This window comes from Aureispira sp. CCB-E (genome assembly GCF_031326345.1).
Taxonomy (GTDB): domain Bacteria; phylum Bacteroidota; class Bacteroidia; order Chitinophagales; family Saprospiraceae; genus Aureispira.
In genome coordinates, this window is the sequence record NZ_CP133671.1 from 3,478,411 (window position 1) to 3,499,948 (window position 21,538).

General features: G+C 35.5%; 19 protein-coding genes. 17 read left to right on the forward strand and 2 right to left on the reverse strand.

All coding sequences use genetic code 11. The features are described 5' to 3' along the window. Nucleotides 1–86 precede the first annotated feature (86 nt). From QP953_RS13435 to QP953_RS13475, 9 genes are all read left to right on the forward strand, one after another. Entirely contained in the window at nt 87–1,529 is a 1,443-nt protein-coding gene (locus QP953_RS13435; RefSeq protein WP_309555420.1) for a hypothetical protein, read from the forward strand. Between the two features lie 415 nt (nt 1,530–1,944). Beyond that, a complete protein-coding gene (locus QP953_RS13440) occupies nt 1,945–2,544 on the forward strand; it encodes a DUF4412 domain-containing protein (RefSeq protein ID WP_309555421.1) in 600 nt (199 codons plus the stop codon). 828 nt (nt 2,545–3,372) lie between these two features. Further along, a complete protein-coding gene (gene nhaD, locus QP953_RS13445; RefSeq protein ID WP_052598336.1) occupies nt 3,373–4,713 on the forward strand; it encodes a sodium:proton antiporter NhaD in 1,341 nt (446 codons plus the stop codon). A gap of 200 nt (nt 4,714–4,913) precedes the next feature. Beyond that, nucleotides 4,914–5,324 (forward strand): Holliday junction resolvase RuvX, encoded by a 411-nt coding sequence (ruvX, locus tag QP953_RS13450; protein WP_052598337.1) that lies wholly within the window; start codon nt 4,914–4,916, stop codon nt 5,322–5,324. 265 nt (nt 5,325–5,589) lie between these two features. After that, the gene (locus tag QP953_RS13455; protein WP_309555423.1) at nt 5,590–7,626 is read left to right on the forward strand and encodes a BatA domain-containing protein; all 2,037 of its coding nucleotides are present in this window, start codon (nt 5,590–5,592) and stop codon (nt 7,624–7,626) included. Between the two features lie 67 nt (nt 7,627–7,693). Then, nucleotides 7,694–8,092 carry a hypothetical protein gene (locus tag QP953_RS13460; RefSeq protein WP_309555425.1) on the forward strand — a complete coding sequence of 133 codons (399 nt, stop codon included), beginning with the start codon at nt 7,694–7,696 and terminating at the stop codon, nt 8,090–8,092. Nucleotides 8,093–8,115: 23 nt separating this feature from the next. After that, on the forward strand, nt 8,116–8,943 hold the full coding sequence (locus QP953_RS13465; RefSeq protein WP_309555426.1) for an alpha/beta hydrolase: 828 nt from the start codon (nt 8,116–8,118) through the stop codon (nt 8,941–8,943). Between the two features lie 240 nt (nt 8,944–9,183). After that, nucleotides 9,184–9,663 carry a GtrA family protein gene (locus QP953_RS13470; protein ID WP_052598341.1) on the forward strand — a complete coding sequence of 160 codons (480 nt, stop codon included), beginning with the start codon at nt 9,184–9,186 and terminating at the stop codon, nt 9,661–9,663. 319 nt (nt 9,664–9,982) lie between these two features. Continuing rightward, nucleotides 9,983–11,593: a hypothetical protein gene (locus QP953_RS13475; RefSeq protein ID WP_309555428.1), complete on the forward strand. Its 1,611-nt coding sequence runs from the start codon at nt 9,983–9,985 to the stop codon at nt 11,591–11,593. Between the two features lie 97 nt (nt 11,594–11,690). On the opposite strand, the gene fbp is transcribed toward QP953_RS13475, so the two are convergent. Further along, nucleotides 11,691–12,686 carry a class 1 fructose-bisphosphatase gene (fbp, locus tag QP953_RS13480; RefSeq protein ID WP_052598343.1) on the reverse strand — a complete coding sequence of 332 codons (996 nt, stop codon included), beginning with the start codon at nt 12,684–12,686 and terminating at the stop codon, nt 11,691–11,693. A 393-nt stretch (nt 12,687–13,079) separates the two neighbouring features. Between fbp and QP953_RS13485 the strand changes: the two genes are divergently transcribed. The 3 genes from QP953_RS13485 (at nt 13,080) to QP953_RS13495 (ending at nt 14,970) form a co-directional block, all read left to right on the forward strand. Further along, nucleotides 13,080–13,511: a hypothetical protein gene (locus QP953_RS13485; protein WP_052598344.1), complete on the forward strand. Its 432-nt coding sequence runs from the start codon at nt 13,080–13,082 to the stop codon at nt 13,509–13,511. A 126-nt stretch (nt 13,512–13,637) separates the two neighbouring features. Then, on the forward strand, nt 13,638–14,243 hold the full coding sequence (locus tag QP953_RS13490) for a TVP38/TMEM64 family protein (protein WP_052598345.1): 606 nt from the start codon (nt 13,638–13,640) through the stop codon (nt 14,241–14,243). Between the two features lie 136 nt (nt 14,244–14,379). Then, the gene (locus QP953_RS13495; RefSeq protein WP_052598346.1) at nt 14,380–14,970 is read left to right on the forward strand and encodes a TVP38/TMEM64 family protein; all 591 of its coding nucleotides are present in this window, start codon (nt 14,380–14,382) and stop codon (nt 14,968–14,970) included. 12 nt (nt 14,971–14,982) lie between these two features. On the opposite strand, the gene QP953_RS13500 is transcribed toward QP953_RS13495, so the two are convergent. Next, nucleotides 14,983–16,194: a hypothetical protein gene (locus tag QP953_RS13500; protein WP_309555429.1), complete on the reverse strand. Its 1,212-nt coding sequence runs from the start codon at nt 16,192–16,194 to the stop codon at nt 14,983–14,985. Between the two features lie 517 nt (nt 16,195–16,711). Between QP953_RS13500 and QP953_RS13505 the strand changes: the two genes are divergently transcribed. From QP953_RS13505 to rsmI, 5 genes are all read left to right on the forward strand, one after another. Then, complete coding sequence (locus tag QP953_RS13505) at nt 16,712–17,794, forward strand: hypothetical protein (RefSeq protein WP_156039828.1); 1,083 nt, start codon at nt 16,712–16,714, stop codon at nt 17,792–17,794. Nucleotides 17,795–17,855: 61 nt separating this feature from the next. After that, nucleotides 17,856–18,059: a preprotein translocase subunit SecG gene (gene secG / locus QP953_RS13510; protein WP_052598349.1), complete on the forward strand. Its 204-nt coding sequence runs from the start codon at nt 17,856–17,858 to the stop codon at nt 18,057–18,059. 33 nt (nt 18,060–18,092) lie between these two features. Further along, complete coding sequence (gene secG, locus QP953_RS13515) at nt 18,093–18,446, forward strand: preprotein translocase subunit SecG (protein WP_063833144.1); 354 nt, start codon at nt 18,093–18,095, stop codon at nt 18,444–18,446. Nucleotides 18,447–18,869: 423 nt separating this feature from the next. Continuing rightward, nucleotides 18,870–20,651 carry an ABC transporter transmembrane domain-containing protein gene (locus QP953_RS13520; protein ID WP_309555431.1) on the forward strand — a complete coding sequence of 594 codons (1,782 nt, stop codon included), beginning with the start codon at nt 18,870–18,872 and terminating at the stop codon, nt 20,649–20,651. 18 nt (nt 20,652–20,669) lie between these two features. Then, nucleotides 20,670–21,377 (forward strand): 16S rRNA (cytidine(1402)-2'-O)-methyltransferase, encoded by a 708-nt coding sequence (gene rsmI / locus QP953_RS13525; protein WP_052598351.1) that lies wholly within the window; start codon nt 20,670–20,672, stop codon nt 21,375–21,377. The last annotated feature ends 161 nt before the right edge of the window (nt 21,378–21,538 follow it).

Genomic DNA, 21,538 nt, shown 5'->3' on the forward strand with positions numbered 1-21,538 from the left:
AACGTGCTAATATTGATATGTTTGTAACCATATATTAGGATCGTATATACTACAATTTTAGATAAAAAAATAATACAGAAGATTAAATGAAATCATTAAATAGGATTTTTCTTCTCTTGGTTTGTTTTTTTGCTTGTGCAACACTCACAGAAGCGCAGGTAGGAATCAACATTCTTCAGCCAGATACTTCAGCTATCTTGCATTTAGAATCTACTGACCGAGGATTCTTGCCTCCAAGAATGACAACCAGCCAACGAGACAATATTTTTAGCCCCAAGGCAGGTTTAACAATTTTTAACACCGAAGATAGCACTATGCAGTATTATACTGGTCGGTGTTGGTTGCCAGTATGGCAAGAGGATTGTGATGAGTGCCTGTTTGATTTTTCTATAGAGAATCAGAATGGAAATATCGATCGTATCGTAGGCAATAGCGATTCTACCTTACTTTTTATAGATCAAAGGAATGGTTCTGCCTCAATAGGTGTGTATGTTATTGCAAACCTTCCGCAAGGCATTATGGCTTCTATTGATAGCGCAGTAGTGACAGGAACAGATACCATTACGTTAAAAGTTACAGCCGATATTTTTGCTCCTGCGGGTACTTATCCAATTGTCGTTCAAGCGGCGTGTGATGGAACCATCAAAAGTCAGGTTTATGTTGTAACGGTTGATCCCTGTGTGGAAATTGATTTGATTGCACCAACCGTTAATTATGATTTACAAGCGGTTAACAATCTTCCTACGGGGACGCCAATTTGTGTGGTATTGAGAGTCCCACCAGGCTTAGAAATGACAAACGATACCTCTGGTGCTCCTGTTTACACAACAGGCGGGCTGCACCCTCAATCCAAAGTAGGTATTTATAATCAAGGCTTTTTGCTAGCTCGAGGAGGTGATGGTGGTGTTGGTGCTGGTTTGCAAGGTCAGATTGGTAATGGGGAAAATGGAACAGATGCAATGGTTCTAACCACCCACACGCATTTGATTAATACTGGTCGCATTTATGGCGGCGGTGGCGGCGGTGGTTCTGTAGGCTTTTTGGCTACAATTCCAATTGGTGGTCCAACAGGAAACTTTAATATCGGTATTGGTGCTGGTGGTGGTGGCGGTGCTCAATTAGGATTAGGTGGAGATTTGGGAACAGGACTAGGTTATTATGAGGCTGGGAATACTGCTACTGGAGGAATGTTGGCTACCCCAGGAAATGGAGGTGTTTTGGTAACACCAATTTCAATCAGCATACCAATTCCTTTTGTTAATCCTACCATTACAATTTCTCCTGCTGTTTTTGGTGGCAATGGAGGAGGATATGGTCTAGATGGTCTAGCAGGATCGTTGACCTTTAATCTAGATGTTGCCATAGCTGGCTTTAGTGTGTTTAATCAAAATTTCCCTGATCCACCACTTCAAGTTTTTCCTTTAGGTGGTCAGGCAGGTTATGCGATTAAAAGAGATGGAAATGTTTTGCAGGGTATTATTGATGCCAATTATCAAACTACTAATATAAAAGGTGTGGTAGGGAATTAGAATGCTATTTTTTACGCTTACCTGTTATTTAGATATTATCAAGCGAATAACCAATAATATCGTATTACACCTTTGGTAAAAATGGTTAATTAATCTCCCAAAACAGCCTTTAAGCAATCTCTGCTTAAAGGCTGTTATTCTTTATTAGTATTAACTCAATTTGTTCTAGGACTAAAATGCTTATAAACTGAAAAATAAGATAACAAACGACTTAAAAGTGTGTGCTCTTTTTGCCAGTGGAATTAGACTTGTATTTGGGAGTCAACAGCAAATAAAAATAAATGCTAACTTTAAGTGTTTGATTTTTTAACTAAATTTGATGAAACCAGTTAAATGTCAACAAAAACACAAATTTGGCAAATTCTTTGACCAATAACATAGAAGTACACGAACTCTACTCAAATAATACAACAATATGAATAAAATAACTCTACTCTTAATTCTTTTCTTTACCAGCATTCATCTACTCTCTGCTCAAAATTTTGAAGGAGTTATCGAAATGCACCAAGTAACCACCAATGGCTTAGAATATGATTTAAAATGGTATATAAAAGGAGATAAAATTGCTTATGAACTATCGTCTGCCTCAAGTAGGGGCGTGCAAATGCGTTTTGTTCCTCTCAAAAGCTCTAACTCAATGCTAATGATTAGTGGGAACACAAAAACTGAAATTCCTTCTGAAAAAATTACCACCCCTGTTGGCTTTTCGATGGAAGATGCCAAATTAGAGGAAAAAGGTTCTAGCAGCAATAGTGATTTTAAACGCATTCAAGAATGGCAAATTACGACAGCCGAAATGACGGCTAGAGTTGAAGTAACAACAGATATAGGTGTCAACTTTGCTGAGTATAAACAGTTTTTTAAATCAGACTATGGTCTTTGTGCTTTGGCAGAATCTGGCAAAGCTGGTTTTCCCCTCAATATTACTATACAAGACAAGCAAGGAAATGTTTTGGCAAAGACAACTTTAAAAAAAGTAACTAGAATGCCCATTGCCGATTCTTACTTTAAATAGGAGCGCAATTTTAAGAAAAATATGAAAAACGCCATCCCATTTTTGAGGATGGCGTTTTACTTTTTTGCCACTCAAAGGAAGGAGCTTGAAGAGTTTAAAAACCTCTGTATCAATTGAGTTGAGCTTATTTGTAATCACACCCCAATAGCTAGAATATAGTATACTGAAAAAAGTACCTTTAAAAAAGTGTTTTAGTTTTTGGTAAACCCACCAATTTGTGTAATTTGAGCTGATTTTTTAGGGAGTACTTCGAAACTAATTGTTTGCTAAAACCTAGTGGATTGTTTCTATTATTTTAGATTTACTACTGATTATAAAACAGTACTCCATAGATTGTGTTTATTAACCTAATTATCGGTTTTATGACTTCAGATTACTGAGGTTTATTTTGTTGGTAATTAAGTTGATGCGAAGCTTTTTTGTTTTCTATGCAAGACGAAAAAAATTACGAAGTATTATTTATTAGTAGTTCGTTGATTTTTTACTTTTTTACCAAAAAAGATAAAAAAGCACATTTATATTAGTTTGATAATCAAAATTTTAACATAAAATGCAGCAAGGGTACAACTTGCTGATTATCAAACTAATAAAGTTTAGCTTCGCTGCTACTGCGTGGTTTCAACGAACTATTGATTTATATAAAGTATTAATAAAAATAACAAATATCATTTCGCTAGTCTGCTTATCAAGCTAATGAAAGTGCGTTTACGTTTTTTGCTCACTAAGCCTGTTAAGTTGGTTTATGCTAGTAGTGCAAAAGCCAAAGAGTAGCAGACTATTGATTATTATAACAAGATAAAACTCCTAATCATTTAACAATAAAAAAAAATGCTAGCAGCAGTAATTATTACGTTTATCATTGGTTATTTGGCAATCGTTTTCGAACACCCTTTAAAGTTAGATAAAACGGTTCCTGCATTAATAATGGCCGCAATTTGTTGGGCTTTAGTATCATTGGGACATATCCCACTTCCAGAGGGACACGTAGCCGCTCATGGAGCAGGAGGAGCACATGATTATTACAAAGATGAACTAGGACCAACGCTTTTACATCATATTGGTAAGACCGCTGAAATTCTTATCTTTTTGATTGGTGCTATGACGATTGTAGAGTTGATTGACTTGCACAAAGGATTTTCGGCTATTACAGAGCGTATCAAAACAACAAAGAAATCTACGATGCTTTGGCTGATAACCCCTTTAGCTTTCTTTCTTTCGGCTACTTTAGATAACTTGGCTTGCACAATCGTTTTGGTTTCTTTGCTAAGAAAATTAGTGCCAGTAAAAGAGGAGCGTATTTATTTTGTTGGTTTGGCTGTCATTGCTGCCAATGCAGGGGGAGCTTGGTCTCCAATTGGAGATGTGACAACAACTATGCTCTGGATTAATGATAAAGTTTCTACAACAGGTTTGATTGTTAATATATTAATACCTTCTATTGTGTGTGCGATTGTGCCCACTTTCTTGATGTCTAGAATGTCTTATATGCAAGGGGCTATTACAATTCCTGATACGCCTGTAGGACAAGCAGAGCAACATACTAAGAAAGTAAAAGGAAGTGGAATTATGTTGGTTGCAGGTCTATTGGGTTTGGTGTTTGTTCCAATCTTTAAAGTAGTGACGCACTTGCCTCCATATGTAGGTATGATGCTTTCATTGGGAGTGGTATGGTTGATTTCTGAATATCTACATCCTGACGAAGATTTTGAAGATAAGCACCATTATTCAGCACACAATGCATTGTCTAGAATTGAGATGTCAAGTATCTTGTTTTTTCTAGGAATTTTGATGGCTGTTGCAGCATTAGAGTCAATGGGAACTCTAAAAGATTTGGCAGTGTCTATGGACAATACGATTCCAAGTAGAGATATAGTAATTGCTGTTTTAGGTTTAGGTTCAGCTTTGATTGATAATGTACCTTTGGTAGCAGCAGCAATGGGAATGTATATTGAGCCTATGGATGCTAAATTATGGCATTTCTTGGCGTACTCAGCTGGTACGGGAGGATCTATGTTGATTATTGGTTCTGCGGCAGGTGTAGCAGCAATGGGAATGGAGAAAATTGATTTTATGTGGTATTTGAAGAAAATTGCTTGGTTGGCATTTTTTGGCTTTGCAGCAGGGGCAGCAGCGTTTTTGTTGTTGTATCCTATTATCAATCCTTCGTAAAAAGAATAAGTCGCTATAGAAATCTTATGGAAATAAGGTGGAAGATGAATAATCAGTAGACGATTATCGATACGAAGTGCATTTCAAATATTAACATTATAAACAAACAATTCGTCGATTTTATGTGTTGCAAGCATGTGAAATCGACGTGTTGTTTGTAGTCGTAATTGATGTAAATAATCGTTCAAAAAAATAAAAATATGGCAAGAATTATGGCAATAGATTATGGTATCAAACGAGTAGGTCTGGCAACAACAGATCCTATGCAAATTATAGCTAGTCCTTTAGATACCATAGCAACAGCTAAGTTGATGTCTTTTTTTGAATCTTATTTGGCAATAGAAGAGGTAGAGTGCATTGTTATTGGTGAGCCGACACATAAAGACGGCACTCCAACATATCTAGAAGGGCATATAAGAGGTTTTATCAAGCGGTTTTCGAAGGCATATCCTACCATCAAAATTGAGCGCCAGGATGAAAATTATACATCCAAAATGGCTAAAGATGTAATTCAAAAAACCGTTAAAAAGAAAAAAGATAGGCAAGACAAAGAATTAGTGGACCAGATTAGTGCTTGTATTATTTTGCAAGAGTATATGGGGTTTTATTAGTGCGCTAAAAGTATAGATTATTAGGAGGCTTTATTGGACGGTATCATTTTGTGGACTTAAATATTTCTTAAGACATATCAAAATGTTGGTATAGCTTGCTGCCTGTTGTATTTTAGAACAAAAGTTGTTTTATGAAAATTCATTACTTCGTGGGGAAGTTGTATTGATTTGATTATCAAAAAGATGTATTTTGCTGCTCTGTTAAGGAGCTGATAATCAAACTGAAAATCAACGGAGTATTAAAAAAAATGTAATATAAAAATAAATGAGCTTTGTATATCCTTGGTTTTTGTGGGCTTTATTGGCAATAGTAATTCCAATCATTATTCATCTTTTTCATTTTAGAAGATTTAAAACTGTTTATTTTACTAATGTCAAATTTTTAAAGGAGGTAAAAGAACAAACATCTGCTCGCTCTAAGGTTAAGCATTTATTGGTCTTAGCGGCTCGTATTTTGACCATTGCTTTTCTAGTATTTGCTTTTGCAATGCCTTACATCCCAAGCAAGGGAGGGCAGACAGCAGCGGGTAATAAAGATGTTAGTATCTTTTTTGATAACTCATTTAGTATGGCGGCAGAAAGTGAAGATGTGCGGTTGCTAGAAAAAGCTAGAAGTAGGGTAGAGGAAATTGTATCTGCTTACAGTGTCGATGATCGAATTCAAATTTTGACAGCAGATTTTGAAGGTAGAGATCAACGCTTGTTGAGCAAAGAAGATGCTTTGACACGATTGAACGAGGTGGAAATTACGTACAATGTTCGCAACTTATCGAAGGTGTTGGCTCGTCAAAAACAAGCAGTGAACGGAGGAAAGAATAAAAATAAGGAAATTTATATTGTTTCAGATTTTCAGAAAAATATTACGGATTTAGAGCGTTATGAAGACACAACAATCAATTTGAACTTAGTGCCTTTACAATCGGTTCAAAACCAAAATGTAGCGATTGATACAGCTTGGTTTCAATCGCCTGTCCAAAGCTTAAATCAGCCCAATCCACTGGTTGTAAAAGTTCGAAATTTGAGCGATAAAGAAATTCCAAATGTACGTATGAGCTTGTTTATAGACAATCAAACTCGTCCTATCGGAACCTTAACAATTCCCGCTCAAACTTCTGTTTATGATACCATTGATATTCCCGTTTTGCGTACAGGGTGGTATGAAGCTAAATTGAATATCACAGATTTTCCAATAGAGTTTGACAACGATTATTATTTTACCTTTAATGTCGATGAGCAAGTTGATATTTTACAAATTCATGGAGGCTCGCCCAACCGTTTTGTATCGGCTACATTTAAAGATAACGAGTATTTTAAAGCAACTGCTCAAAATGCAGGTCAACTGAATTATTCGGATTTCCCCAATTATGATTTGGTGATCTTAGATGAGTTATTAACGATTCCTTCAGGATTGATTAGCGAATTAAAAAACTATGTGACAAATGGAGGAAATGTTGTTGTTTTTCCGCACCACGAAGCTAATCTAAACGATTATAATAATTTAACAAGGCAGTTCAATGCCAACAGTTATGGTACTTTAGATACTCGTGAGCGAAAGGTTTCATTTATTAATTTTGAGGAATTTATTTTTAATGATGTCTTTGAAGAACGACGCAGTAACTTAAAATTGCCAATAACACAAGCGAATTTTAAAATTACCAAAAAGGCATCTACAGGAGAGGAGGTAATCTTGAGATATAGAGATGGTGGTACGTTTGTGGGGAAATACCGAAAAGGCAAAGGACATCTGTTTCTCTGTGCTGCTCCTCTTGGCTTGGACTATTCTGATTTTGTCAAAAATGGAGAAATTTTTGTCCCAATGTTGTATAAAATGGCTTTATCGGCTACTAGCGAAGATAAAGTAGCCTATATAATCGGCAAGGATGAAGTTTTGGAAACGGATAACCGTGCTTCTTCTTCAGAACTAGTATATAAAATGAAGGGCAAGCAGGGCGAATTTATTCCCGAACAGCGTCCTATGGGTAGTCGTGTGTCTTTAGGAATGAACAATCAAATTCGTTCGGCTGGTTTCTATGATTTATTCCTAAAGGAGGGAGAGGTCTTAGATAAGTTTGGGTTTAATTATGATCGAAAAGAATCCTTTTTATCATTTTATAACCAAGATGAATTAGGCGGTTTAGTAGGAGATCAAGTGGCGATTATAGAGGGGACTAATGTAACAGATTTTACTGAAATTATAGCTACCCAAAGCAAAGGAACAGCTTTGTGGAAATGGTGTTTGATTTTAGCCCTAATTTTTCTGGCAATCGAAACCGTTTTGTTGCGGTTGTGGAAAGTAAAGTAAGAATGTCCTTTTATGGATTCGGAAAGTACATCAAGGGAGTATATAATACTAAAACAAGTCTAAAAAAATGCCTACAAAAATTAGCCGCCAAGCACTAGAAAAAGTGTATGAAAATAGCTTGGAACCTTTTTTTAAAGGATTAATAAAGATGGCGAAAGAATTTGATAACTTATTTGCTAGTGTCGAATTTCCTGAAATTAGTTTGCAGTTATTGGATAGCTTGGACAGTACTTTATATTATTCTTGGCAAGAGTTTGTGATTGAACAAAACTTAGGGTTTGAACTGGAAGTATCCATTCATTTTAATCGACTTAGTTATGTGTTAGAATGGGAGGTAAAGGATAGTCATTATCATAAAAGAATAGAAAAAGATTACGATAGCTTCTTTTCTACTGTAGAGCAATTGGATTATATCAATGAGCTAGGGCGATTTATTATAGACCAAGTAAAAGAGCAATACAAGTAAATTTCCCTAAAAAAACAAGCAAAGTGCCTTTCTTAGAATACAAAGAACACCAAGTTTATTATCACCAATATGGAGATGGTGATAAAGTATTAATTGCATTGCATGGGTTTGCAGATAATGGAGATTTGTTCAAGGATATTGCTCTTAAGGTGTGGTCAAACGACTATACTACCTTGGCTATTGATCTTCCTTTTCATGGTCAGAAAACAAGTTGGAAGGAAGATATTTATAAACCCGAGGATATTGCCCACATCGTTTTGTTGTTATTGCAGCAATTTAAAGTAGAATCTTGCACTATGGCTTGTCATAGCATGGGGGGAAGAATCATTTGGGGGATTTTGCCTTTATTGGCAAAGCAAATAGAGGAAATCTATTTTTTTGCTCCCGCAGGTTTTCAATACACATTCACAGCAAGCCGTCTTTGGTGCCCTATGTGGTTTAGAAAGCGAGCTAGAAACCATTTTGAAACCTCGGAGGGAATTTTGAGATTTTTTGAAGTGACGCACCGCTTGAAATTAATGAACCGAGCGACTTACTTGGTGTTCAAACAACAATTGGATTTACCTAGACGGCGAGCAAGAATGCTAAAGACGTGGATGGCGATGTATTATTTCCCTATGAAGGCTAGTATGGCACATTTAAAATTACTCAATCAATACCAAGTTAAGACCTATTTTTTTTATGGAAAAAAGGATCGAATTACACCTGCAACACATGCCCAAAAATTTTTAAAGCAACTAGATGAAACTGAATTGCTTGTGTTTAAAGGAAATCATTTCTTTGTGCGAGAGAAATTAGCCCAACCTTTAAAGTCTTGGTATGAAAGAACCCAACAAGGTCGCTTGCAATAGGATTGTTGGTAATTTTTAGATTATTTTGATGAATTAGAGTAGTTAATTAATAACTTAGCAGCCTAAAAATTATTTTCTTTAGTGTGTGTATTTATTGATACTTCTTGGGGAAATCGTATCAATTTAGTTGTGTGAGCTTGTGGCAAACTAAGGAGGCGATAGTGTCCTCATAAGAGCAGTGAGCCATCAGGACTAAAAGTAATCCATGAAGTATTAATTCATAATATTCCCCCAAAAATCATGACTTCTTTTTTACTCCGAATTATTGACCTTGGTTATTTTATTTTTAAACCATTTATTCCGCTTAAAACCTATCGATATGCTGTTTGTGGTGGAGGAAACTTAGTACTAGATACGATTTTGTATTTTGTAGTTTTTCATTTTGTACTAAACAAACAAAATTTAGATTTGTACTTTATTGTATTAAGTGCTCATATCGCTTCCTTATTTTTTGTTTTTCCCATCACTTTCTGTATTGGCTTTCTGCTAAATCGTTTTATTGTTTTTCCTGAATCGAATTTACCGATGAGGACACAATTTGTTAGGTACTTCATTGCAGGGATGATTACATTATTAATCAGTTACCTTTCGATGAAAATTTTGGTAGACTTAATTGGTTTTTACCCAACACCATCCAAAATTCTAACGACTGTTATTGCTGTATTGTTTAGTTATATGATGCAAACTAAATTTAGCTTTAAAGTACAAGATGTAAACTAATATTTGTTTGAATGTTCTCATTCATAAAATTTAATAAGGTTAATTTTAAGTATTTGATTATTAGTATTTTGTATTAATAAAAAATAGCTTTTTATTAAAAAAACTAAAAAATAGCAGACGACTACTTGTGTAAACGGTCAAAAATTCAGAACTTGTTTGAGTTAATGCCTATTTTAAGATACTTATGTATTGTTGACTTAGCGGCAAGTTGCTCGAAGTCTTTAAATGTTACCCAAGGTGTTGATTCCGTCCTACTTACGTTTAATAACTCACTAACAGACATTCGCTAAGCAATGTCGACCATTAACCAAAAAAAAATATGTTTGCAGATTTGCATTGTCATGCGCACATGCGCTCCTATCTATGCTTGCACCAGAAACGTAGCAAGTACGAAAAAAAAGGAATGTATCACCCCTGGACAGTTGTTGCAACCAATATGTCTCGTCTAAAAAATGTTGACCGAGCGGCTGGATATAGCCAATCCGATTTGGTGACGCTTTGGAATGGTGGGGCTCGTTTAGTTTGGAATGCTTTGTATCCTATCGAAAAAGGTTTTTTTAAGACCCCCACCAAACCAACGGGAGGGAAACATCAAATGCTTCGCCGTATTGCAAGGGTCGCAACACACCACAAAGCACCTTTGCGAACCTTAATGCAACATCTAACGATGCGAATTCCTACTGCTATGATTCGATATGTAACATCAAAGGAGTACGATTATTGGGAATTTCTGCAAGAAGAATATGCTTATATCTGTAGCAAATCAGGTGTTAAAACAAAAAACGAAATTTATACTTTGGGTGTTGCTCGTAAAGCTTTTGAAAATAGCGAACGACGGAGAACAAAATATCCAGCGTATTATGATGCTGAAGGAACGTATGCAATTCCTAAAAACCGATTGGAGGCAGCCGAAATCGCAAAAGAGAAAGATGAAGTTATTATGATGGCGTTATCCATCGAAGGAGCGCATGTTTTTGGTGCTGAAACGGAGTCTGAACAAACGGTTTTGGATCGAGTTGATTTTATTAAAAGAGAATGGGAACATCCGTTGTTTTTTATTACCTATTCGCATCATTTTAACAATGGCTTGTGTGGTCATGCCCATAGCTTGCCAGAAGTAGCGGCTTATGTTTTGAATCAGGATAGCTTAATGGGAGAAGGTTTTACGGATTTGGGCTGGAAAGTTATTCGGAAATTATTGTCTGTTGATGCTGATAATAACCCTGCACCTGAAGAGGGGTATCGAATATTAATTGATTTGAAGCACATGAGCCCTAAAGGACGAAAAGAATATTATGAATATTTAATTCGCCCTTGTATGGAAAAAGGGGATACCATTCCATTAATTGCTAGTCATTGTTCTTATGCCGCTCGAAAAACATTGCAAGAAATTATTGATGTACAGGAGGATGAAGACGATACTTTTCGAGTCAAAACTGATGAAGGACCTTTTTATGCGTGGGGAATCAATTTGTGTGATGAAGATATTTATATGATTCATGCAACAGGCGGTTTGTTTGGGCTTTCTTTTGATAAGCGAATGTTAGGTGTTTCATCTAAAAAACGAGAGGAGAGGGAGGAGCAAATCAATAATATCGATGCCATGTGGAATAACATCAAAGCAGTACTTCGGGTTATTTATAACGATACTAGTTTGTTGGCAGCAGAGAAGCAAAAAGCTTGGGATATGTTGGCAATAGGAACAGACTTCGATGGTTATATTGATCCTATTAGTACCTATAAAACGGCTATAGAGTTGAACCAGTTTAAAGCAGATTTATTGGCTAAGATAAAAGAAGAAGCTGCCAAAGAAAATCCATTAGAATGTGTGGCACATTTTAACGATGCATTTACGCCAGAATTAGTCGTAGACAAAATTTGCTATAACAATGCTTTAGAATTTACATTAAAGCATTATCCTCAAAAATAGAAATCAAAAATTGTGTTTGAAAGTTTGAAAATATAAATAATATGTATTCTCAAACTTTCAAACTATACAATTGTCCCTATTTATTATGTTTATTCTTTCAAGCCATTACTTGGCTTTGGCTTGTAATAATCTCTTCTACACGATTGACCATATTAGGAGAACCCATGAAAATAGGTGTTCTTTGGTGCAGTTCGGTTGCTTCAAGTTCCAGAATACGTTGAGTACCGTTCGTAGAGCATCCACCTGCTTGCTCGATGATAAAAGATAAAGGGTTACACTCGTACAACAAGCGTAGTTTTCCTTTAGGAGCTGTTGTGGTGGCAGGGTACATAAAAATCCCCCCTTTGATCAAGGTGCGATGAACATCAGCAACCATTGAACCAACATATCTAAACGTACAACAATCATCCATGCACTCATCAATAAACTGTTGTACCGAGGCATCAAACCTGTGATAAGCTCCTTGGTTGACAGCGTATATGTTGCCTTTTTGTGGAATTTTCATATCGGGGTGCGATAAGCAGAATTCTCCTATCGAAGGATCTAAGGTAAACCCATTTACTCCTTTGCCCGTAGTGTAGACCAACATAGTCGAAGAACCGTACAAGACATAGCCTGATGCCACTTGCTCTACACCATCTTGTAGAAAGTCGCTCAATTGACAAACACCATCATCCGAAATACGGCGATAGATGGCGAAGATTGTACCAATAGATACATTCACATCAATATTACTAGAACCATCCAAAGGGTCGAATAAAACGACATATTTGGCATTAATACTAGATTCGATAGGGACATAGGTGTTGTTTTCTTCCGAAGCAATGCCACAACATTCGCCACTATTTTGAAGGCAAGAAATCAATAAATTATCTGCCAAAACATCTAGTTTTTGAACCTGCTCACCAGAAGCATTAGCAGCTGTGTCGGCATGTCCTGCAATGTCAGCTAAACCTGCTTTGTTAACTTCTCTACTGATTATCTTAGACGCTAGTCCAATATCTCGAAGTAAACCCGATAGTTCACCAGTTGCAAATGGAAAATCTTTTTGACGTTGGATGATGAATTCATCTAAGGTAATAATCTTATTCATATCTGTTGTTTTAATACAAACTTTTGAGGTTAAATAAATGGTTTGTATTGGAGACGTTTATAAGTGGTTTTTTGCAAAAAAATTCTAATGTTTAACACTAGAAAATCAAAATCTTATTCTAAATGAACGCATTGTACGTTATTCTATTGCAAATATACGCTTTTTAGTAGCAATATGCTAGCCAATTTTTCAAATTATGACATTAAAAATGTATCGTACAAAAAAAGGGAGGCTAATAAGAAGTTTTAAATGTAGTTTTTGAAATTGCTTTTTTTCTATTTTTTTAGTAATTTAAAGCGCTATTTTTTTCTCATTAGAGAGCAAAATAAGCAGTTTTATCTTTTCTTTTAATTGAATAATGAAAGGTATTATTTTCTCTTATAAATCAAAATTATGATTTCAACATCTGTAGCAATAGGTGCTATTATATTGATTATAATAGGAGGACTAATTCAGCCTAGCTTACTACTTTTGGTGGCTATTTATGTAGGGTACGATGTGTGGGAAAATACGCAAGGGATGAGTCCCCAGAAAACAGTAGAGCAGTTACTTGAGGCAATACAAGCGGAAGATAAAGCAACCGTTCGTGCCTTGGCAAGTGAGAGTTTAGAAGATGGAATTGATATCTTATTTTCTTCTAGTTCTGGAAATAGAGCTGTTGAAATCAATACATTTTTAGATGATTTAATCGTCCGAGACTGTTTGGTTCAAAACGACACTTTAGCTACTTGTACTATTTGTATGTCTTCAACAGATATAGATAATTGCAATGGCTTGACCTTGATACGAGAAAATAGACAATGGGTGGTTAGTTTTGATAAATAATCAATTTTTTGATAGAATTAGCTGACGGTACTTAAAATCTAAAAACAGTTGATTAACAAATTAATATAAATAATTTTACTTTGAAACTTCAATTTATTCCAAAAATCCCAAAAAGTATTGAGCCGAATGGCTAAGAAAAAAGAACTCGTTTTACGAATTGCATTATTAGCCACGGTTATGTTAGGTTTATTAGCTTTGGCAAAATATACTCCTTTGGGAGCCTACTTTAGTGTCGCAAAATTGCAAGAACTCATTCGGGCGGCAGGAAATTGGGGACTTGTTATTTATTTTTTAGTGTTTTTGGTAGGAACTTTGATGAGCGTACCAGGAGCCGTTTTTTTGGTATTTGCTATCTTAACCTACGGTTACTTTTGGGGGATTTTGTTGTCTTTTGGTGCTGCAAATCTATGTGCAATGATTAATTTTTTGTTTGCACGATTTGTAGGAGGGAAAGCCTTGACGGAGATTAAAAATAAAAGAATTCAAAAAGTGCTTTCGAGAGTAGATACACATCCTATACAAACGATTTGTTGGTTGAGAGTGTTTATGCTACTGTCTCCTGTTGTCAATTATGCAATGGCATTAACCAATATAAAATCTAGACAGTTTTTTATAGGCAATGCTATAGCAATGATATTCCCTTTTGCGTTTATTATTTTAGGAACCGTTTTTTTTAGAAGCGCTTTTTTTCAAGAAGTCGTTTTGGTTTGGATTAAATCAGTAATTAGTTGACACATTAGTGCGTTTATCAATAGCATCGTATTTGCAATCAATAGCGTCACAGGTAACAAAGTGTTATTGGCACAAAAGCTAGAGACGACGAATATAGCAAGTTAATTAGCAGACGATTTATCATTAATTATATTCTATGGAGCAAGAGAAAAAAACTAAAAAGAATACTTTTCTTCGTTTAGGTGCTTTGGTTTTATTTATTATTACATCCATCTTATTAGTCAAGTACACAGCATTAGGTGCTTGGCTGAGTCTTGAGAGTATGCAGTATATGGTAGAGCAAACGGGCTTTTGGGGGATATTAATATTTATAGCCATTTTTGTAACTTCTGCTATTATGAATATCCCAGGGACGGCCTTTTTGTTATTGGCCATTATGTTATTTGGATACTGGCAAGGAGCGTTTTTTGCTTATGTTGGGGCTTTATTAGGAGCTTGGGCTACTTTTGTCTTAGGGCGTACCATGGGAGGCAAAGCTTTGACAGAAATTAAGAATCCTACGGTCAAAAAATTACTAGCAGAAGTAGAAATTCGACCTATTAGAACGTTAATTGTATTAAGAATTTTAGTTCAATTTTCGCCTTTTGTAGGCTACACTTTGGCTTTGACCAATATCAACCAACGACAATATATGATTGGCAATATCATTGGTATTTTGATTCCAACAATTGGATTGAGTATGGGAATGTATTTTTTTGAAGATACGATACGAGCTTTGTTTGGTTAGCACTTGGTTGAATTACCTATTTAAGTTTTCTATCCAGTAATATTCTAGACCTAGGTTGCCAGAGCTTACTACAATAAGGACCGAATCGTTTACTTGTACCGATTCATAAAGATATTTTGGAACAGGAATGTTGTTATTGGTTGCTTGGTGATACCACGAGCTAACTTGGATGGAATGATTTTTTTCCTTTTCTACGTTTTTATTTAATACTGCAACTTTAAATGCTTTGGTCTCTGAGGTGTCTTTGTAGACATTAAAAAAGGAAATAGTCCCATAATTATAAACTAGGGAGCCAGTTAGTAAAATACAAATTGGAAGCAATAAATCCTTTACTTTTTTAAGCTGAAATTCTCTAGAAGCAAGTATGAATAACAAGGTAAATGCGATTGATAAAAGTAAATTATACGATAAAAGTTGATTGTAATTGACAAAATGAATGTTCAATAGAGAAGGATACAGTGCAACTAGAATACTAGAAAAACTTAAAGGTAGTATAAGATTTGGTTGTACATTTATTTTATTATAATCCAAACCAATAGTAACAAGCCCTTTGAAATAGTACAAAACAGACAGACAAATGATAGGGGTTGATAGATTGACTAGAAAAGGATATAAACTGCTTTTTGAAGAAAAAATACAATAAAAAAATAGTAGTACATTGATGATAGTGACACCATGTAGAATTAGAACGACCTTGTTTGCTTTTTTTAAGTTAGCTTCCCTCTCAGAAGCACTTTTTCCATACAACTCATTTTGTTCAAACTCTATCCTAGCTGTTTTTAGACGTTGTAACTCTTTTTCTTTTTCTGGGCTTGGGACGTAATGATCGAGCCAATTAAGGAATAAATCCATATGTTCCAAATAAGAAGAGATAGTAATCCTACTGCCGTCTGTGGTGTTAAGGTAAAGTATTCCTTTTAAATAAGAATAATGGTTCAATACTTCTAAGGAAGTAGAATTGCTTGTAAATAGACTTCTAATGGTTATCTTCTTAGTGTCAACAATAACACGATAGGACAAGATATAAGAAAAGTAGAGACCAAAAACAATTGTGAATAAGGCATATAGTCCCACTATTCCTAAGGATAACATTGGCGTTTCATTGCTCCAAATTACATAAGAAATAAATCCAATTGCTGCTAGAAACGCTACAAGAATGGATTGGATATACGATTTAGAAATTTTAAATGTAAGTGCTCCTAAATTATCTAGATGATTGGTCATTGGTTTTTTATGGGTAATAGTGAATAAAGATTAGTACGTAGACTTTTTGGAGAAAACACGCAGTAGTAGTGCAGTTAAACCACACTGATTTGATTATGAATAAAATGCATTTTTTGTTCTTTTGTAAAAGAAATGAAAAAATACACGAAGTCTTAGAAACTAAAAAACTACTTTTTAAGAAAAGTTCATTACAAAGATAGAGAGTTGGTAAGGAATAAAAGAATTTGCAGCTGATAAGAGGGTAAAATAGCTATATGTATACAAGCAAGGTAGGGTGATTTTTGTTATTAATATTTTTGATGAGCAAAAAAGTCCTTTGAATAGTTGCATATTAACAAGTCGGATAGAATGAATTTGTAGATTATCCTGTCTATAATAATGATTATTCGAAAAAAAAATGTATTTTTGTTATCTTATTGTTTAAGTAACTTTTGCAAATTATTGAAAATAAAGTGCATTTTTTGATTTGATTATCACGAGGATATGAATTTTGAAGAATGAATGCATTTATCATTTTATGACAAGATCTGAATTCACTAGTTTATTAAAAAATCCTAATGAACTCAATACAATGAGTTATGAAGCATTGGATCAATTGCTTTTGCAGTTTCCATACTGCAACGGTATCCGTATGCTCTTGCTCAAAAAATATAAAACAGACAAACATATTGCGTTTGAACGACACCTAGCTTTGGCTTCTATGTATGCTGCTGATCGTAGCAAGTTGTATGATTTTTTAAATACGCCAACAGTAGCTAATGAGAAAACAAAGGTGATAGATATGAAACCTTCAGATGATTCTGAAGCGGAAAAAAAAACTCCACTAACGACTGAATTGGCTGATCCACCCCCTATTTACCAGCATAAAGTCTCTGAAAACCCTCCATTTTTAGCATTTCAAACTCCATTAACGGCTGAGGATCTGTCGGTTGGATACACTGTTTCGGACGAAAATGAAGAAGAAGAAAACCGTAGTTTGAGCAATATGCCAATAGAAGAATGGCTGCAAGAGTTTGAACCTCCAAGAATAGATGATAAAAATCCAGCTCTAAAAAAAGGCTTTAAGTTGTCTAGAATTCCAGTGTTTGAAAAAGGGGTTTTTGATTTTCTAGAAGAAGAAGCTGAACCGAAAGAAAATTCTACTCAACCTACAACACGAAAGGCTAAAACTTCTAAAAAGAAAACACGTAAAAAGACCAAAGACGTTTCTTTTGTTCCAAATGCTAAAGAGGAAACTTTAGAAGATACGTTCCCCAAAGTGGAAGTCGATAAGAGCGAGCAAGAGTTAGAATTCCAGAACTTGGAGCAGATGTATGAAAAAAATGCAGAGTCTGTAGATATCTTTGATTTGTTTTTAACTCAAACGGATGGCTTTCTCAAGAGTATTGGCGATAAAAAGGAGAGTGATATTGAAAACTCTACAGAGGCTTGGGAAGATGATAGTACTACTGAAAATGAAGAAGTTGCTTCTGAAACTTTGGCTGACTTATTGGCACTACAAGGGCAAAAATCTAAGGCAATTAAAATGTATAAGACATTAAGTTTGAAATTTCCTGAAAAAAGTCGTTTATTTGCAGACAAAATAGCAGAACTAGCTTAAATTGTATAGTATTTGGATAAAAAAGAAACATAACTCCTTTTTTAACTAAAAAAATGCAAACATGAGTTTATTTTTGTTAATTGCAATAGCTTTGATAGCTGCTGTACTAGTTTTTGTTATTTTAATACAAAATCCAAAGACAGGCGCATTGAGCGCTACATTTAATGCCGACCAATTAATAGGTGTTGCTCGATCTGATAAAATGCTCGAAAAAATCACTTTGGGAATGGCGACATTGATGTTTGCATTGTGTCTCGTGGTCTAATTATTCATTAATTTAAGAAAATAATCTACTATCATGGTTTTATTACTAACCATACTTATCGCATTCATTTCTGTATTATTGATTCTTGTAATTTTGGTACAGAACCCTAAAGGTGGAGGATTGAGCTCTGCATTTGGAGGAAGCCAAGCGGCAAATCAAGTTATGGGAGCTGCAAATTCTGGCGATATGCTAGAAAAAATTACATGGGGTTTAGCTTCATCTTTATTGGCTTTATGCTTGGTGACAGGTGTATTTTTTAAAGGAGACGGCGCTAGTGGTCCTGTAGGGGAAGAAATTAACACAACAACTACAACAGCTCCTACTGCACCAACAGCTCCTGCATCAGTTCCTGGAGGACAAACACTACCACAACAGCCTACTAACTAATTAGTACGCAGTTGCGTTACAAAATAAAAGATATGAGGTTCGTCGCAATTAGGGGCGAACCTTTTTTCTATGTCAGCTTATAAGATTTGACCTAAGTCTGACAGAATAAAGAGAGATTGATTTTATCTTTGCACCTCAAAATGATTGGGTCGATTGACCTTAATTGTTTGAAGCAATACTTCATAAATTTTTTGTTTTTACCAATAGTTAGAATAAAAAATCTACGAGGTACTGTATAAGTAATCGTTCAAAAAAAAATAACAAGTACCACGCAGTCGCAGCGCAGCTAAAACAGCCTTGTTTTTCTTCTTTGATTAGCAGAAAAGCATCCCATTTTTTGTTATTATTTTTTCTGACTACTTAGATAAAATTAAAATCACAAATATGTGACTTTTTTATACCTTCTTAATTATATCATAGCACATGGCTAGACGGAGAAGCGGTTCAGAAGAGCGTCCCAAAATTAGTAAAGATGGGTGGGCAAAAGCGAAGAAGTTGTTGGCTTATTTGGCACCCTATCGTTTGTCCTTTATCGGAGGGCTTTTTTTCTTAGTAATTGGTAGTGGTGTATTTATGGTTTTTCCTGCGGCAGCAGGAGAATTGATAGATATTGCTAAAGGCGAGTCAAAATGGGGCTTTACGCTCAAAGATGTAGGCTTGGTTTTAGCCTCTATTTTAGTATTACAAGCATTAACGTCTTATTTTAGAGTACTGCTTTTTGCGAATGTAAGCGAAAGAGGAATGGCCGATATACGCAAGGCTTTGTACAACAAGTTAATTACACAACCCACGACTTTTTTTGACCAAAATAGAGTAGGAGAATTGACAAGTCGTAGTACCGCAGATGTTCAACAATTACAAGATGTCTTATCAATTACATTGGCAGAGTTGATTCGTCAAATTATAATACTAGTAGTAGGGTTTGTTTATTTGGCATGGATGGCACCGCAATTATTGTTGGTGATGATATCTACATTTCCTGTTGTTATTATTATTGCCATGGTATTTGGTCGTTATATTCGAAAATTATCAAGAAAACGCCAAGATAAATTAGCTGAAACAAGTACTATTTTAGAAGAAACGTTACAGGCTATCTCTGTTGTCAAATCGTTTACCAACGAGTGGTTCGAGCGCAAACGTTATGGGAAATCAGTAGACGATGTTGTCTCCATTTCACTTAGCTTTGCTCGCATCCGAGGTTTGTTTATTGTTTTTATTATAACGGCTTTATTTGGTGCGATGTTTTTTGTCTTGTGGTGGGGAGCCACTATGGTAGAAGCTGGAACAATGAAGTCTGGCGAATTGGTTACCTTTATCACCTTGACGGCTATTATAGGAGCAGCTGTTGCAAGTTTAGGAGACTTTTATACTCAGGTCTTACGAGCGGTAGGTGCTTCAGAGCGTATTATGGAAATTTTGGAAAGCAATTCGGAAATAAATTTGGACGAAACGCTACCTGACTTAAAAATACAAGGAAATATAGCGTTTAATCACGTCAAATTTAATTATCCTTCTCGTCCTGATTTAACCATTCTAAATGATGTTAACCTGCAAATCTGGTCTGGGCAAAAGATAGCTTTGGTAGGAGCCTCTGGTGGTGGAAAGTCAACGATAGTAAAGCTATTGTTGCGGTTTTATGATTTAAAAGGAGGTAATATTACCATTGATGACAAGCTAATTACGGATTATAACTTATCTCAATTGAGGCAAAATATTGCGATTGTTCCCCAAGATGTCATTTTATTTGGAGGGAGTATTCGAGAGAATATTGCTTATGGAAAACAAAATGCCACAGAGGCAGAAATTATAGCTGCAGCAGAACAAGCCAATGCTTGGCAATTCATCGATTCATTTCCAGAGGGTTTGGATACAATTGTAGGAGAGAGAGGAGTCCAACTTTCTGGAGGACAGCGCCAACGGGTAGCTATTGCTCGTGCAATTCTCAAAAATCCTTCTATCTTATTGTTGGATGAGGCGACTTCGGCTTTAGATGCAGAGTCAGAGCGAGTTGTGCAGGATGCTTTAAACAAGTTGATGGAAGGTAGAACATCTATTATTATTGCACATCGATTAGCGACGGTTCGTGATGTAGATTGTATCTATGTTTTGGAACAGGGCAAAGTAGTTGAACAAGGCAACCATGAAGAACTTGTTGCAAAAGATAATGGCGTGTACACTCAATTGGCTAAATTGCAGTTTAGTTAAGACCTGAAACAAAAATAAATGTTATATATAGTACCCACACCAGTTGGCAATTTAGAAGATATTACTCTACGGGCATTAAGAGTGCTAAAAGAGGTAGATCTAATTTTTGCAGAAGATACTAGAACTTCTAAAAAATTAATGCAGCATTATGAAATTAGCACGCCACTTCGTTCGCACCATGCACACAACGAAAATCAAGAGGCGGCTAAGATTGTAGAAGATATACAAGGAGGTATGCAAGTTGCTTTAATTTCAGACGCAGGCACGCCTGGTATTTCAGACCCTGGTTATAGCCTTATCAAAGCTTGTGCAGATGCTACTATCAAAATAGAGTGTTTGCCAGGTGCTACGGCTATTATTCCTGCTTTAGTTGCTTCTGGTCTGCCTTGCAATCGTTTTTATTTTGAAGGCTTTTTGCCACACAAAAAAGGACGCCAAACGCGATTGCTGTACTTGGCAGAATTACCAACTACATTTGCCTTGTACGAATCACCGCACCGTTTGGAAAAATGCTTGAATCAATTGGCAGAGCATTGTGGTGCTGATCGCCAAGCAGTAGTTTGCCGAGAAATTTCTAAATTATATGAAGAATATACTAGAGGCTCTCTGGCAGAGTTGCAAGCTAAAGTTGCATCCAATGAATTAAAAGCCAAAGGTGAAATTGTTATAGTGGTAGCTGGGAAAGAAAAAGAAAAGAAAAAGAAGCGTTACTCAAAAGAGGAATAGAGAATATACTCCTCAAAAGAAGAATCTATAAAGACGAAAAGAGCCGTTCATTTGAAATTTCTCAAAATAAACGGCTCTCTTGATTTAATAAAGAAAAAATTCTTCTAAAAAATAAGTTGTATGTCTCTATAAACAACAAAACAAGGTAAAAGGTTCACGAG

Bases quoted from the DNA above. Each gene is read 5' to 3' on its own strand.
- QP953_RS13520 (WP_309555431.1), top strand. From the start codon at position 18,870: ATGGCTAGACGGAGAAGCGGTTCAGAAGAGCGTCCCAAAATTAGTAAA.
- QP953_RS13440 (WP_309555421.1), top strand. From the start codon at position 1,945: ATGAATAAAATAACTCTACTCTTAATTCTTTTCTTTACCAGCATTCAT.
- QP953_RS13470 (WP_052598341.1), top strand. From the start codon at position 9,184: ATGACTTCTTTTTTACTCCGAATTATTGACCTTGGTTATTTTATTTTT.
- secG (WP_063833144.1), top strand. From the start codon at position 18,093: ATGGTTTTATTACTAACCATACTTATCGCATTCATTTCTGTATTATTG.
- secG (WP_052598349.1), top strand. From the start codon at position 17,856: ATGAGTTTATTTTTGTTAATTGCAATAGCTTTGATAGCTGCTGTACTA.
- QP953_RS13485 (WP_052598344.1), top strand. From the start codon at position 13,080: ATGATTTCAACATCTGTAGCAATAGGTGCTATTATATTGATTATAATA.
- rsmI (WP_052598351.1), top strand. From the start codon at position 20,670: ATGTTATATATAGTACCCACACCAGTTGGCAATTTAGAAGATATTACT.
- QP953_RS13495 (WP_052598346.1), top strand. From the start codon at position 14,380: ATGGAGCAAGAGAAAAAAACTAAAAAGAATACTTTTCTTCGTTTAGGT.
- QP953_RS13460 (WP_309555425.1), top strand. From the start codon at position 7,694: ATGCCTACAAAAATTAGCCGCCAAGCACTAGAAAAAGTGTATGAAAAT.
- QP953_RS13455 (WP_309555423.1), top strand. From the start codon at position 5,590: ATGAGCTTTGTATATCCTTGGTTTTTGTGGGCTTTATTGGCAATAGTA.
- QP953_RS13500 (WP_309555429.1), bottom strand. From the start codon at position 16,194: ATGACCAATCATCTAGATAATTTAGGAGCACTTACATTTAAAATTTCT.
- QP953_RS13490 (WP_052598345.1), top strand. From the start codon at position 13,638: ATGGCTAAGAAAAAAGAACTCGTTTTACGAATTGCATTATTAGCCACG.
- fbp (WP_052598343.1), bottom strand. From the start codon at position 12,686: ATGAATAAGATTATTACCTTAGATGAATTCATCATCCAACGTCAAAAA.
- ruvX (WP_052598337.1), top strand. From the start codon at position 4,914: ATGGCAAGAATTATGGCAATAGATTATGGTATCAAACGAGTAGGTCTG.
- QP953_RS13475 (WP_309555428.1), top strand. From the start codon at position 9,983: ATGTTTGCAGATTTGCATTGTCATGCGCACATGCGCTCCTATCTATGC.
- QP953_RS13505 (WP_156039828.1), top strand. From the start codon at position 16,712: ATGACAAGATCTGAATTCACTAGTTTATTAAAAAATCCTAATGAACTC.
- nhaD (WP_052598336.1), top strand. From the start codon at position 3,373: ATGCTAGCAGCAGTAATTATTACGTTTATCATTGGTTATTTGGCAATC.
- QP953_RS13435 (WP_309555420.1), top strand. From the start codon at position 87: ATGAAATCATTAAATAGGATTTTTCTTCTCTTGGTTTGTTTTTTTGCT.